Source organism: Aeromonas sp. Lyrl_2, from assembly GCF_051948815.1.
In the GTDB taxonomy this organism is placed as follows: domain Bacteria; phylum Pseudomonadota; class Gammaproteobacteria; order Enterobacterales; family Aeromonadaceae; genus Aeromonas; species Aeromonas veronii.
Genome location: NZ_JAYJLJ010000023.1, coordinates 1 through 13,189, shown reverse-complemented (window position 1 = coordinate 13,189; position 13,189 = coordinate 1). Strand labels below are relative to the sequence as shown.

Here is a 13,189-nt window from a genome sequence, read left to right as displayed (position 1 = left end):
CCATTTGGTTCCCGCCATGGTACAGAAAAGCTGGATAGTAATCATGGGGTTGCGTGCTGTTGTACGCCGTACTTTGTCCAAAGGCGATCCAGTTCACCCTTTTGTTGCAGCGCTGCCAGCCATTGTTCCAGCTGGGCAGGGGTAATGGGGGCCTCAGGGTGAAGGATGGCGCGGTGTTGATACTGTTGATCCCATTTTTGCGAGATCAGCAGCTGGTCGGCTGTGTCGGGATTGGCCAGCAGATACTGGTTAAGGTACGAAACATTGAGAATGGCTACCTCGCCGCGCCCTTTGAGTAGCGCTTGCAGGGCGCTGACGTTGTCTTTGACCAGGGTGATATTGAGCTTGCGCTGCAGGTAGAGAGGATCGGCATTGAACTGGCCGACGCCGTAGTGATAGCCGGTCACCCCGATGAGGTGATGGCTGGCAGGATCGTCGAAAAAGCGCTGATCCCGGCCCGCTTTGTTCAGGGCCACATAGACCTCGCCACCACCGAGGAAGGGGGTTGTTATCTTGAATTTATCGGTGTCCCAGCCCCACTTGGTGTCTTCAAACAGCATCAGCGAGAAACGGCCCAGATCGAGCGCCTTGTAACGGTTGGCGGCCGAGGTGGGGACAAAGACGAAGGTCACCTCTTTCTGTACGGCATTGAGCTGGTCGATAAGCTCCAGGGTCAGTCCTTCATAGCGGGAATCGGGGAGTTTGACCACAAAGGGGGCATAGGGGTATCCACCAACCTTGATGAGGGGATGGCTCCAGCCAGAGAGGCTGAACAAGAGCAAAAACCAGCACCAATATCTCATGGGAACCCCAGGGCAATAGCTTGCTCCCAGATTCGGTTAATCTGCGCCAGTTTTCAAGCTGTTAAGGGAATTAACACAGCGCTGTTCGGCGGCTTCCAGCTCGGCCATCACCATCTGGATATCCTCCAGTTGTTGGCGCAGTGCGTCGCGCTTTTCATCGATCAGCTGGATCATGGAGTGGAGCTGGGTTTTGCTCGATTTGTCGGTGTCGTACATATCGAACAGCTCGCGGATCTCGGCCAGGCTAAACCCCAGCCGTTTGCCGCGCAGGGTCAATTTGAGCCGGATCTTGTCCCGGTGGCTGTAGATGCGGGTTTGCCCCTCCCGCAGCGGGGTGAGCAGCCCCTCATCCTCGTAGTAGCGGATGGTGCGCGGCGTGACATCGAATTCGTGGGCCAGCTCCGAAATGCTGTAGGTGATCTCCTTGCCGGGCAGGGAACGGGACATGGTCATGACTCCTGTTGCTGGGCGTGTGGCTGGCAGAGGCGGGCACGCAGCCGCTCGGCATTGGCGTGCAGGGCCTGACCGACCCGCGAGCCGTTGGGGCGACCGAGCTGCTCGCTCACCCACTGGCCGGTGGCCGCCAGTTTGTCGAGATCCACCCCGGTCGTCATGCCAAGGCCGTGCAGCAGGTAGACTACCTCTTCTGACGCCACATTGCCGGAGGCGCCCGGCGCATAGGGGCAGCCGCCAAGCCCCGCCACCGAGCAGTCGATGGTGCGAATGCCACGCTCCAGCGCGGGTAGCAGGTTGGCCAACCCCTGGCCGTAGGTGTCGTGAAAATGGACCGCGAGTCGACCCGCCGGGATCTCGTGCAGTACCGCATCCAGCATGGGCGCCACGGTGCCCGGAGTGCCGACGCCGATGGTGTCCCCCAGCGAAATTTCGTGGCAGCCAAGATCCAGCAGTTGCTCGGCCATGGCAGCGACCCGTTTCGGGCGGGTCGGGCCATCGAACGGGCAGGCGATGACGGTGGAGAGGTAGCCGCGCACCTTGATGCCGAGTCGGCGCGCCTCCTGTACCAAGGGGGCGAAGCGCACCAGCGACTCCTCCACGCTGATGCCGATATTGGCACGGGTAAAGCCGTCGGAGCAGGCGGTGAAGAGGCCAATCTCGTCGGCGTGAGCGGCAATGGCAGCCTGCAAGCCTTGCAGATTGGGCACCAGGGCACCGTATCGGGTTGAGCCCTTGCGCGGCAGTGCCTCGAACAGCGCTGCGGAGTCCGCCATCTGCGGCACTTTTTTGGCAGAGACAAAGGCACCCACCTCGATGCGTTGCAGGCCGCTGTCGGTAAGGCGCTGGATCAGCTCCAGCCGCTGTACCAGGGAGAGGGGCGCAGCTTCATTTTGCAGGCCATCTCGCGGCCCCATCTCCACCAGACTGACCCTGTCGTCACGGACGTCCTGTGATCGGTTCATGGGTGTTCCTCCTGTGAAGCAGTCTTTTCGGCAAAGCGCACCAGCACGGTCCCCTGGCTTACCTGCTCGCCCTGTTTGCACTGCAGGGCTTCAATGACCCCGTCCCGCTCTGCACGCAACTGGTGTTCCATCTTCATCGCCTCCAGCACCAGCAGGGGTTGCCCCTTGCTGACTGTTTGCCCCTGCTCGATCAGCACGGCTACCACTATGCCGTGCATGGGGGCGATGGCGCCCTGCGCCTTCTCGTTTGCCTGCTCATGGTGGTGGCTGTGCTGCCGATCATCGGACGCGAAGGGGATGCGCTGGCCCCCCAGGGTCATGATGAAGGCTGCCTCCGAGCCTGCGACCGTCTGAATGGGGATCTGTTGCCAGCAGCCACCCTGCTGCAGCCGGATATGATCATCACCTCTCTGGTAGCAATGAGTCTCCCCTTGCCACTCAAACTGGCTGCCATGATCGTTAAGGGTCAATACCCGGCGCTCATCACCAATGCGTACCGCCGCTGTCCAGCAGCGATCCGGCCCCAGCCGAAATCCGCAGGCTTGCTGCCAGGGGGAGGTGCCCGCAGGACGGCTCGCTAGCCAGAGGGTGGCCAGCGGCCAGGCGAGTTCAGGAATGGGTTGCGCTGTGGTAGGGATGGGCCACTGGGTATGGTGGCGCATGGCCAGGACGTCAGGCTCTTCACACAGGCGCAGCAAGAGCGCGCCGTTGTGCACCAGCGGGCCGAGATCCAGCGCCGCCAGTGCATCGGCCAGTTGGGCGAACGCCTCGGCGCGGCTCTGGCCGTGGGCGATCAGCTTGGCGATCATGGGATCGTAATAGGGACTCACCTCATCGCCAGCGGTAACGCCGGTGTCGATGCGCACGCCAACGGGCCAGTGGAGCCAGTGGATAGGCCCGCTGGCAGGCAGAAAACCGGCCGCCACATCCTCGGCGTAGAGGCGCGCCTCCACCGCATGGCCGCGCAGCACCACCTCATCCTGGGTGAGTGGCAGTTGCTTGCCCTCGGCCACGGCCAGTTGCCAAGCCACCAGATCCTGCCCGGTCACTGCTTCGGTGACCGGATGCTCTACCTGCAGCCGGGTGTTCATCTCCATAAAGAAGAACTCATCCTTGCAGAGCAGAAACTCGATGGTGCCCGCCCCCTGATAGTGGATGGCCTTGGCTGCGGCCACGGCTGCCTCCCCCATGGCGCGGCGCAGAGCCGGAGGGATGTCGGGGGCGGGCGCCTCTTCGATCACCTTCTGATGGCGTCGCTGCAAGGAGCAGTCCCTGTCCCCCAGATAGATGGCGTTGCCGAGGCTATCGGCAAAGACCTGCACCTCAACATGGCGAGCCTGGGGCAGATAGCGCTCCAGCAGCACCAGATCGTCGCCAAAGGCGGCCTTGGCTTCCCGTTTGACTGCCGCCAGCGACTCGTCAAAGTCGGCCAGCTGATCGACCCGGCGCATCCCCTTGCCACCGCCGCCACTGGCGGCCTTGATAAGCAGCGGGAAGCCAATCTGGCTCGCCTGATTGCGCAAAAAGTCCGGCCGCTGATCCGTGCCGTGATAGCCGGGCAGCACAGGTACACCGGCTGCCTGCATCAGCGCCTTGGCGCCCGATTTGTCGCCCATGGCGAGAATGGCGGCGCCGCTTGGGCCGACAAAGCGCAGGCCGCGCTGTTCGCAGGCGGTGGCAAAATCGCTGTTTTCCGACAGAAAGCCGTAACCGGGATGGATGGCATCGGCGCGCGCCTCTTTGGCAATCTTCAGCACCTTGCCGGTGTCGAGATAGCTCTCTCTGGCCGGTGCGGGCCCCAAATGCCAGGCCTCATCGGCCAGACGGGTGTGCATGGCGTGGGCGTCGGCATCGGAGTAGAGGGCGATGGTGTGGATGCCGAGGCGTTTCGCCGTCTTGATGATGCGCACGGCGATTTCGCCGCGATTGGCGATCAGCAGGCGCTTAATCTGAGTGTGATGGGTCATGTCTCATCCTTGAAACGGGGACGCCAGGCGGGAGGACATTTGTCGAAGAAGGCTTGCATCCCCTCCTGGGCTTCGAGCCCCACCCGAACCCGGGCGATGGTCTCGACGGTTTTCTCTTCGTGCAGGCGGGAAGGATGGGCTTCTATCGCCGCCAGCAGCCGTTTGGTCTCTTTCATTGCCTCCGGCCCGTTGCGGCACAGACGAAGGGCCTGCGCCCGCCCCTCCGCCAGCAGTTGATCCGGTTTGCAGAGTTGGTGTGCCACATTGAGCCGACAGGCGGTAATGGCATCGAACGGCTCGGCACTGAGCATGTAGCGGCGCGCCTGACGCATTCCCATGGCACGTACCACGTAAGGGCTGATCACCGCAGGTACCAAGCCCAGGCTCACCTCGGAGAGACAGAAGCGGGCATCATCGCTGGCCAGCACCAGATCGCAAGCGCAGATGAGGCCCAGTGCCCCGCCATAGGCGGCCCCCTGCACCAGCGCCACCGTGGGGAAGGGGAGCTCGTCGAGGGTCTGCATCAGCCGCGCCAGTACCCGGGCGTCTTCGCGATTGTGCTCGAAATCGGCGTGGGCCAGATTGCGCATCCAGTTGAGATCGGCGCCCGCGCAAAAGTGTTTGCCCTCGGCACGTAGCAGCAGGGCGTGAGGACGTTCGGCGAGATCATGACCATGAAGATGGGCCAGATCATCGAGACAGTCGAGCAGCCCCAGCATCAGGTCGGCATCAAAGGCGTTGTGGCGGGCCGGGCGCGACAGCACCAGCTCGGCCAGCGGGCCGTGCCGCTCCAGCCGAAACAGGCCCTGTGTTGAAGAGCCAAGTGCTGAGGAAGTAAGTGGATCTGACATGGGTTTGCTCCTTACATCCGGAAGATGCCGTACTGCTCGGGTTCAATGCGGGCACCCTGACAGGCGGCGAGCGCCAGTGCCAGCACGGTGCGGCTCTGGGCCGGGTCGATGACGCCGTCATCCCAGAGGCGAGCGCTGGCGTAGTAGGGGTGACCCTGCCGCTCATACTGCTCGATCACTGGGGCACGGATGGCGGCCGCCTCCTGCTCGCTCAAATCTTTGCCCTCGGCAGTCAGCTTGTCGCGACGCACCTGCACCAGCACCCCGGCCGCCTGCTCGCCCCCCATGACGGAGATGCGGCTGTTGGGCCAGCTAAAGAGAAAATCGGGTTCATAGGCGCGGCCACACATGCCGTAGTTGCCAGCACCAAAGCTGCCACCGACGATCAGGGTGATCTTGGGCACCCGGCTGCAGGCCACTGCAGTGACCAGCTTGGCGCCGTGCTTGGCGATCCCCTCCTTTTCTGCGCTGCTCCCCACCATAAAGCCGGTGATGTTCTGCAAAAAGAGCAGCGGGATGGCACGCCGGTTACAGAGCTGGATAAAGTGGGCCCCCTTCTGGGCGCTGTCGCTGTGCAGCACGCCGTTGTTGGCGAGGACCCCCACTTCCATGCCGCAAATACGGGCAAAGCCGGTCACCAGCGTGGTGCCGAACAGCGCCTTGAATTCGTCAAAGTCCGAGCCATCCACCAGTCGGGCAATCAGTTCCCGCGCATCGTAAGGGCGCTTGAGACTGGTGCCCACCAGACCGTAGAGCTCCTCTATGGGGTAACAGGGGGGCTCGTAGCCGGGGCTGGTCTCTACCGGCTCGTTACCCAGATGAGTAACCAGCGTGCGGGCAATGGCCAGCGCATGGGCATCGTCGCGGGCCATATGATCTGCCACCCCTGAGTGGGCGCAGTGCACCTCGGCGCCGCCCAGGGCTTCTGCGCTGATCTCCTCGCCGGTGGCGGCCTTGACCAGCGGCGGGCCCGCCAGAAAGATGGTGGCTTGGCTCTTGACCATGATCGACTCGTCCGCCATGGCGGGGACGTAGGCGCCCCCGGCGGTGCAGAGCCCCATCACCACTGCCAGTTGAGGGATGTTTTGGGCCGACATGCGGGCCTGGTTGTAGAAGATGCGGCCAAAGTGATCCCGGTCGGGGAACACCTCGTCCTGCATCGGCAAGAAGGCGCCACCGGAATCCACCAGATAGAGGCAGGGGAGGCGCAGCCGCTCGGCGATGGCCTGGGCGCGCAGGTGCTTTTTCACCGTGAGCGGGTAGTAGGTGCCGCCTTTCACGGTGGCGTCGTTCACCACCAGCATGCAGAGCCTGCCCGAGACCCGGCCGATGCCGGTGATGATGCCGGCGGCGGGCACCGGCTCGTCATAGACCTGCCAGCCAGCCAGTGCCGAGAGCTCGAGAAACGGGGAGCCCGGGTCCAGCAGTTGATTGATGCGCTCGAGGGGCAGCAGCTTGCCACGGGCCTGATGGCGGGCGTTGTTGGCCGCGCCGCCCCCTTGCGCAATCTCGGCAATGCGGGCGTGGAGATCGTCGACCAGCCCCTGCATGGCGGCCCGATTGGCCGCATATTCCGGGCTCGCCGTGTCGAGACGGGAGTGGAGCCTGCTCATGCATTTTCTCCCATCAGCTCGCGGCCGATGAGCCAGCGGCGGATCTCCGAAGTGCCGGCGCCTATCTCGTAGAGCTTGGCGTCCCGCAGCAGGCGGCCGGTAGGGTATTCGTTGATGTAGCCGTTGCCGCCGAGCAGCTGGATAGCGTCGAGCGCCATCTGTGTGGCATTTTCGGCGGCAAACAGGATGGCGGCAGCGCAATCCTTGCGGCTGGTGCGACCCTGATCGCAGGCGCTCGCCACCGAGTAGACCAGTGCCCGGCTGCTGGCGAGGCGGGTATACATGTCGGCGAGCTTGCCCTGCACCAGCTGGAACTCGCCGATGGCTAGACCAAACTGCTTGCGCTCACGCACATAGGGCAGCACCACGTCCATGCAGGCCTGCATGATGCCAAGGGGGCCCGCCGCCAGCACCACCCGCTCGTAATCAAGCCCGCTCATCAGCACCCGGACCCCGCCGTGCAGGGTGCCCAGCAGGTTCTCCTGCGGTACGCGGCAGTTGTCGAACACCAGCTCGCAGGTGCTGGAGCCGCGCATCCCCAGCTTGTCGAGCTTTTGGGCGGTGGAGAAACCGGGAGTGTTCGCTTCGACGATAAAGGCAGAAATCCCTTTGGGACCGGCAGCGGCATCGGTCTTGGCATAGATGACGAAGGTGTCGGCATCCGGGCCGTTGGTGATCCACATCTTGTTGCCGTTGAGCACGAAGTGATCCCCTTCGCGCTCCGCGGTCAGGCGCATGCTCACCACATCTGAACCGGCGCCCGGTTCGCTCATGGCCAGCGCCCCCACATGCTCGCCGCTCACCAGCGGGGGCAGGTAGCGCGCTTTCTGCTCCGGCGTACCGTGGCGGTGGATCTGGTTGATGCAGAGATTGGAGTGGGCGCCGTAGGAGAGGCCGACCGAGGCGCTGGCGCGGCTCACCTGTTCCATCACCAGCACGTGGGCCAGATAGCCGAGGTTCACCCCGTCATACTCCTCCGCCACTGTGATGCCGTGCAGCCCCAGCTCACCCATCCGGGGCCAGAGATCACGGGGGAAGGTGTTGCTCTGATCGATCTCGCTGGCGCGCGGGGCAATCACTTTCTGGCAGAAAGCCGCAACCTGTTCGGTCAGGGCATTCAGGGTCTCATCCATCTGCATCCATGCTCTCCTTGCGGATATGACAGTCGGGTAGGAAGGTTGGCTCGACCGGCTGACTCGGCGTTACGGCTGGCAGTGGTCGGTCCATTTTGTACTTCACTTCTGCCATAAGTTTACGTTAGCGTAAACGTAAATCAATTGTTAATCTGTTGTGTATCGATAAAGCCGTGGTAGTGAGAGCGTTATCAGCTACCACGACAACAGCGCCATAGTGGCAGATCCGACAGACGCAGCGTGTGGGGGCCGCGTCATAAAGCGCTAACGCAGGAAAATAAGCGCGGGGCAACAAGGGAGCGAACGACAAGATGGATTTTACCCTGACAGATGATCAACAGGCGTATGTGGAGGCGGCCGCCGCCTTTGCCGATGAGGCGCTCAAACCCCATGCCGCGCGCTGGGACAAGGAGCATGAGTTTCCGATCCCGACCATCAAGCAGGCGGCCGAGCTCGGGTTTTGTGGTCTCTATACCCCGGAGCAGTTTGGCGGATTGGGATTGCCTCGTCTCGATGCGAGCCTCATCTTCGAGTGCCTCGCCATGGGCTGTACCTCGACCACGGCTTATCTGACCATTCACAACATGGTGAGCTGGATGCTGGGCAGCTGGCTGCCCAACGAGGTTGCCAAGGAGTGGGTGCCCAAACTGGCCAGTGGCGAGCTGCTGGGCTCCTATTGCCTCACAGAGCCGGGTGCGGGTTCCGATGCGGCGGCGCTCAAGACCCGAGCCATTCGCGAGGGCGACAATTATCTTATTGAGGGAACCAAAGTCTTTATCTCGGGAGCGGGCAGCACTGACGTGCTGGTGGTGATGGCCCGTACCGGTGGTGAAGGTGCGAAGGGGGTCTCTGCCTTTATGGTGCCGGCAGATAGCGCGGGCATCGTCTATGGCAAGCCCGAAGAGAAGATGGGCTGGAACAGCCAGCCGACCCGGGAAGTGGCGTTCAACGGAGTGCAAATTCCCGCCCGCTACCGGCTGGGTGAGGAGGGGGAAGGGTTCAAATTCGCCATGCAGGCCCTCGATGGGGGGCGCATCAATATTGCCACCTGTTCGGTGGGCACCGCCCAGCAGGCGCTGGACGATGCGCTGGCCTATGTGCAGCAGCGCCAGCAATTTGGTCACCCGATCAGCGAATTCCAGAGCGTGCAGTTTCGCCTGGCCGATATGGCGACCGAGCTGGCTGCCGCCCGCCTGCTGGTACGTCAGGCCGCCGACAAGCTGGATCGCGGGGCACCCGACAAGAGTGCCTGGTGTGCCATGGCCAAACGTTATGCTACCGATGTGGGTTATCGAATCTGTGATGAGGCTCTGCAACTCTTTGGCGGCTATGGTTATATCCGCGAGTATCCGCTCGAGCGCTATCTGCGCGATACCCGGGTACACCGCATTCTGGAGGGCACCAACGAGGTGATGCGACTCATCATCGCGCGCCGCATGCTGGCCGATCCCGGTTTGTCGCTGGGCTAACCGGTGGTCGCATCAAGGGTGTGTTGCCTGCCACCCGATTTGCACCATGCCATGCCGGTTTCGGCTTTGTGAGCCAGCCACAGGTTGGTGTCATTCAAGCCTGTCATCATGGCGGCAGCTTCATCGACAAGGACAATGCTATGACAAGGATCAGACTCGAATATCATGGCCACGTGGCCTATATCACCCTCGACCATCCCCCTGCCAACACCTGGACCCTCGCCAGCCTGCAGGCCTTTTTGCAGATGATGGTGGAGCTCGACAGTCGTCCCGATGTGGTGGCGCTGGTGATCCGTGGTGCGGGCGACAAATTTTTCTGCGCCGGTGCCGACCTCAATATGTTTGTCGAGGGGAATGTCGAGCTGGCCCGCGAAGTAGCCGAGGCCTTTGGCAAGGCCTTCGAGGCGCTGGCCCGTTTTCATGGCGTCAGTATCGCCGCCATCAATGGTTATGCCATGGGAGGCGGGCTGGAAGTGGCGCTGGCTTGTGATATCCGCATCGCCGAGCAACAGGCGTTGCTGGGACTGCCGGAAGCCTCGGTGGGCTTGCTTCCCTGTGCCGGTGGCACCCAGCGCCTGACCGAGCTGGTGGGGCCGGGCTGGGCCAAGCGGATGATCCTCTGCGGTGAGAAGGTGAGTGCCTCGCTGGCTTACGAGATGGGGCTGGTGGAGGAGGTGGTGAAAACCGGTCAGGCATGGGAGGCGGCGCACCAGATGGCCCATCTGGTGGAGCGCCAGAGCCCGAGCGCCCTGCGCGCCTGCAAAACCCTGATCAATCAGGGCCGCAGTGGCCCGCGGGATGCCGCCTTGCCCCTTGAGCGGTCGCTGTTTCTCGATCTCTTTAGCGATGCCAACCAGCGTGAAGGGGTGGCCGCCTTCCTGGAGAAACGCTTACCGCGCTGGCAATATGGCCCAACAAAGTAAATCCATACGGAGCCGTTTATGAGTGAGTCGGTCAAGGTTAGCTGTTATCCCACCGAAGATGGCCATCAGATCGGGGTGTTGACCCTCGACAGCCCTGCGTCTCTCAACGCATTGAGCCTGCCGATGATCCAGATCCTGCAACAGACGCTGACCTGTTGGGAGCAGGATCCCGCCATCGTCTGTGTGCTGTTGCAGGGGGCGGGTGAGAAGGCGTTCTGTGCCGGTGGCGATATCCGCTCCTTCTATTACCGCAAGCAGGAGGCAAGCGGATCGGAACTGTTCGAATATGCCCGCGACTTTTTCGAGCAGGAGTATCGGCTCGACCACCACATCCACTCTTACCGCAAGCCCCTGATCTGCGTGGCGGACGGTATCTGCATGGGGGGCGGTATTGGCCTGTTTGCCGGTGCCGATTTTCGGGTTGTCACCGAAAGAAGCCTGTTTGCCATGCCGGAGGTGACCATTGGCCTCTACCCCGACGTGGGGGCGAGCTGGTTTTTAAGCCGGATGCCGGGGCGGCTCGGGCTCTGGCTTGGTTTGACTGGCGCCCGCTTCAACGGGAGTGATGCCATCGGTCTTGGGCTGGCGGATCACGCCATCGCCAGTAGCGAGCGCAGTGCGCTGTTGTCACGCCTCGCCGTGCTCGACTGGGCTGGCAGTGGTGATCCCCGTGAGCAGATCGATCTGCTGCTCACGGGGTTGCATGGTGAGGTGGCGGCCCGGTTGCCAGCGCCAGTATTGCTGCCCCATCAACAGAGGATCGATGCCTTGCTGGCGGGACGCACGCTGCAAGGGGTATTGGCGCGGTTGTTCGAAGCTCAGTTCGATGAACAGGAGGCGGTACTCCAGCAGGCGCAGCAGCTCTGCCGCACCGGCAGCCCCATCAGCCGTGCCATTTTGTGGCGCCAATATTGGCAGGCTCGCCGCAACTCACTGGCAGAGGTATTTGCCGAGGAGCTGACCCTCTCGGTCAACTGCGTGCTCAAGGGGGATTTTGTGGAAGGGGTACGGGCACTGCTGATCGACAAGGATAAAGATCCCCGCTGGCAACAGTTGCCATCGGAGGGGGAGTGGCTGGACGAGTTCTATCGCTGGCCGCAGGGGCGCAATCCGTTGGCCTGCAAGGAATAACATCTTGGCAACCGGCGGACGCCGCCATCAGCAACGCAAGGAGCAAGCGGGATGACAAGGATAGGGTTTATCGGGCTCGGCAACATGGGGGGGCCCATGGCGGCCAATCTGGCCAGGGCCGGGCACAGGGTGCAGGTGTTTGATCTGGTTGCCCAAAACATTGAGCGCGCCATCGCCGCTGGCTGTATCGCCGCGGAGGATGCCCGAGAGGCGGTGACCGGCTGCGAGGTGGTGATCAGCATGCTACCCGCGGGGGAGCATGTGCGCGATCTTTGGCTGGGCGAGAGCGCCGGTGAGCGAGGCGGGCAGGATCTGCTGGCGGCCCTGCCGGTTGGTGCACTGGTGATCGACTGCTCCACTATCGATGTCGAATCGGCCCGTCAGGTCGGGGAGGCGGCTCGCGCGCGTGGTTTGCGCTTTATCGATGCCCCCGTATCGGGCGGTGTCGCCGGTGCGGCCGCCGGGACGCTCACCTTTATCGTTGGCGGCGATGGGGCGGATTTCGAGGCGGCAAAACCCTTGCTCGCCTGCATGGGGCAGAACCTGTTTCACGCCGGGACGCTGGGCGCCGGGCAGATCGCCAAGATGTGCAATAACATGCTGCTTGCGATCCATATGGCGGGCACTGCCGAGGCGCTGGCCCTCGGGGTGAAGGAGGGGCTGGATCCCGCCGTGCTCTCCACCATCATGGGCAAGAGCTCCGGCAACAACTGGAGTCTGGAGCGTTACAACCCCTGGCCCGGGGTGATGGAGAATGTCCCTGCCGCCCGCAACTATCAGGGGGGCTTTATGACCCGTCTGATGGTGAAAGATTTGGGGCTGGCCATGGCGCTGGCCGAGCATGGCCACAGCGCTGTGCCGATGGGGGCGCTCGCGCGTAACCTGTTCAACCTGCATGCCGCTCAGGGGCAGGGTAGCCGCGATTTCTCCAGCATCGTCGAACTCTATCTGGATAAACAGGATCCTGCCTGACGGGCCACCTCTCTTCAAGGCATCTCCCCTCGACCAGCTACAAGGAGCATTGATGGATATCAAAGGTAAGGTCATCGTTATTACCGGCGCTGGACGTGGCTTGGGACGGGCCATTGCGCTGGCCCTGGGCGCACAGGGGGCGACGCTGGCGCTGCTCGACATCAATCGCGCCGATCTGGAGGCGACCGCTGCCATGGTGCACAGCCAGAATGGTCAGTGCGATCAAGATAGCCAATGCGAGCTGTTTGTCTGCAATGTGGCGAGCGAAGCCGAGGTTGAGTCGGTTTTTGCTGCCATCAAGGAGCGTTTTGGCGTGCTGCACGGTCTTATCAACTGCGCTGGCATTTTGCGCGATGGCATGCTGATCAAGGTGAAAGAGGGGGAGCTGGTGGAGAAGATGACGCTGGCCCAGTGGCAGAGCGTGATTGATGTCAACCTCACAGGTACCTTCCTCTGCGGTCGCGAAGGGGCGGCACTGATGGCGCAAGGGGGGCAGGGGGGCGTTATCATCAACATCTCCTCCATTGCTCGCGCCGGCAATATCGGCCAGAGCAACTATGCCGCCAGCAAGGCAGGAGTGGCTTCGCTAGTGGTGACCTGGGCGCGGGAGCTGGCGCGCCATGGCATTCGGGTGATGGGGATTGCCCCCGGGGTGTTTGCCACCGACATGACGGCGGCGATGAAGCCGGAGGCGATGGCGCGGATGCAGCAGGCCATTCCGGTCGGCACCCTTGGCGAGGCGCAGCAGCTTGCCGAGACGGTGAGCTTTATTTTTGCCAACGACTATCTGTCGGGAAGGATGATAGAACTGGATGGCGGTTTGCGTTTATAGGGATTTACATAATGGGCCCCGGTGTTTCCACCGGGGCTTTTTTATGGCTCTGTCCCAATTACGTGTTGAAAGGCTAA

General features: G+C 62.6%; 12 protein-coding genes. 5 read left to right on the top strand and 7 right to left on the bottom strand.

Annotated features, from left to right (window positions below; all coding sequences use genetic code 11):
- Nucleotides 1–41 precede the first annotated feature (41 nt).
- The 7 genes from VF684_RS17560 to VF684_RS17530 are packed head-to-tail and all read right to left on the bottom strand — an operon-like array spanning nt 42 to nt 7,791.
- Nucleotides 42–803: a substrate-binding periplasmic protein gene (locus tag VF684_RS17560; RefSeq protein ID WP_139441094.1), complete on the bottom strand. Its 762-nt coding sequence runs from the start codon at nt 801–803 to the stop codon at nt 42–44.
- Nucleotides 804–839: 36 nt separating this feature from the next.
- Nucleotides 840–1,250, bottom strand: coding sequence for a MerR family transcriptional regulator (locus VF684_RS17555; RefSeq protein ID WP_047436889.1), 411 nt, complete (start codon nt 1,248–1,250; stop codon nt 840–842).
- Between the two features lie 2 nt (nt 1,251–1,252).
- A complete protein-coding gene (locus VF684_RS17550; RefSeq protein WP_157160928.1) occupies nt 1,253–2,221 on the bottom strand; it encodes a hydroxymethylglutaryl-CoA lyase in 969 nt (322 codons plus the stop codon).
- Nucleotides 2,218–4,188, bottom strand: coding sequence for an acetyl/propionyl/methylcrotonyl-CoA carboxylase subunit alpha (locus tag VF684_RS17545; RefSeq protein ID WP_376898448.1), 1,971 nt, complete (start codon nt 4,186–4,188; stop codon nt 2,218–2,220). Before VF684_RS17545 ends, VF684_RS17550 begins: the two co-directional genes overlap by 4 nt.
- Nucleotides 4,185–5,039, bottom strand: coding sequence for an enoyl-CoA hydratase-related protein (locus tag VF684_RS17540; RefSeq protein ID WP_376898446.1), 855 nt, complete (start codon nt 5,037–5,039; stop codon nt 4,185–4,187). Before VF684_RS17540 ends, VF684_RS17545 begins: the two co-directional genes overlap by 4 nt.
- Nucleotides 5,040–5,050: 11 nt before the next feature.
- On the bottom strand, nt 5,051–6,652 hold the full coding sequence (locus tag VF684_RS17535; protein WP_376898444.1) for a carboxyl transferase domain-containing protein: 1,602 nt from the start codon (nt 6,650–6,652) through the stop codon (nt 5,051–5,053).
- Nucleotides 6,649–7,791, bottom strand: coding sequence for an isovaleryl-CoA dehydrogenase (locus VF684_RS17530; protein WP_376898443.1), 1,143 nt, complete (start codon nt 7,789–7,791; stop codon nt 6,649–6,651). The genes VF684_RS17535 and VF684_RS17530 overlap by 4 nt, the downstream gene beginning before the upstream one ends.
- A gap of 305 nt (nt 7,792–8,096) precedes the next feature.
- Between VF684_RS17530 and VF684_RS17525 the strand changes: the two genes are divergently transcribed.
- From VF684_RS17525 to VF684_RS17505, 5 genes are all read left to right on the top strand, one after another.
- Nucleotides 8,097–9,254 (top strand): acyl-CoA dehydrogenase family protein, encoded by a 1,158-nt coding sequence (locus VF684_RS17525; RefSeq protein WP_376898441.1) that lies wholly within the window; start codon nt 8,097–8,099, stop codon nt 9,252–9,254.
- 140 nt (nt 9,255–9,394) lie between these two features.
- On the top strand, nt 9,395–10,177 hold the full coding sequence (locus VF684_RS17520; protein ID WP_005351398.1) for an enoyl-CoA hydratase: 783 nt from the start codon (nt 9,395–9,397) through the stop codon (nt 10,175–10,177).
- Between the two features lie 18 nt (nt 10,178–10,195).
- Complete coding sequence (locus VF684_RS17515) at nt 10,196–11,308, top strand: enoyl-CoA hydratase/isomerase family protein (RefSeq protein WP_376898438.1); 1,113 nt, start codon at nt 10,196–10,198, stop codon at nt 11,306–11,308.
- Between the two features lie 51 nt (nt 11,309–11,359).
- The gene (gene mmsB, locus VF684_RS17510) at nt 11,360–12,280 is read left to right on the top strand and encodes a 3-hydroxyisobutyrate dehydrogenase (RefSeq protein WP_376898436.1); all 921 of its coding nucleotides are present in this window, start codon (nt 11,360–11,362) and stop codon (nt 12,278–12,280) included.
- Between the two features lie 52 nt (nt 12,281–12,332).
- Nucleotides 12,333–13,112: an SDR family oxidoreductase gene (locus VF684_RS17505; RefSeq protein ID WP_376898434.1), complete on the top strand. Its 780-nt coding sequence runs from the start codon at nt 12,333–12,335 to the stop codon at nt 13,110–13,112.
- Nucleotides 13,113–13,189 lie beyond the last annotated feature (77 nt).